Source organism: Luteimonas huabeiensis HB2 (assembly GCF_000559025.1).
Lineage (GTDB): Bacteria > Pseudomonadota > Gammaproteobacteria > Xanthomonadales > Xanthomonadaceae > Luteimonas > Luteimonas huabeiensis.
The window spans coordinates 1-617 of the sequence record NZ_JAAN01000070.1 but is presented as its reverse complement, the minus strand read 5'-3'; the positions used below and the strand labels follow the sequence as shown (position 1 = coordinate 617).

Sequence of the window (617 nt, the reverse complement as noted above, 5' to 3'; positions counted from 1 at the left end):
GAACGCGGAGCCGCACGAGCCGATTCCTGCCATCACCGCGGCCGATCGGGCCACGGCGTTCCAGGACCTCGATGCGCACGTAATGCACGGCGAATCGATCAACTCCTACTGGTCGCTTGACCGGCTTGAGGCCTGGGACGCGGATGAGGACGGCATCGGCATGGCCTGGGAAGCGAACTATGCCGCGCTTGGTGTCATTGGTCTTGCCCCGTACAAGTTCGAAGTCGAAGCCACGGCCTACCTGGGCGAGTCCGGCCAGGTCGGGCTTGGGGCGGAAGCCGAATACGAAATGCTGTTCACCAACCGGCTGATCGGCCAGTGGCTGGTCGAGGGCGAAGCCTGGAGCAAGGACGATCCGGCGGTTGGAATCGGCAGTGGACTCAGCAAGGTCGAAGCCGGTTTCCGGCTGCGCTACGAGTTCCATCGACAGTTCGCGCCGTATGTCGGCGTGGTCTGGGAGCGTGCCTACGGCGGAACCGCAGACCTCCGTCGCGCGGAGTCCGGTGATGTCGACGACACCCGTATCGTGGCGGGCGTGAGGATCTGGTTCTGATCGGAGTACTCGTATGCAACCGAAGACTCGCAAGCGTCTCTGGCTGATCGGGGTTCCGCTGGTT

At 63.7% G+C, this 617-nt stretch carries 1 protein-coding gene; it reads left to right on the top strand.

Annotation, left to right across the window (positions count from 1 at the left end; all coding sequences use genetic code 11):
- Positions 1 to 553: copper resistance protein B (locus Z164_RS0119450; RefSeq protein WP_024892296.1), on the top strand; the 553-nt coding region annotated here is incomplete at its 5' end.
- Positions 554 to 617 lie beyond the last annotated feature (64 nt).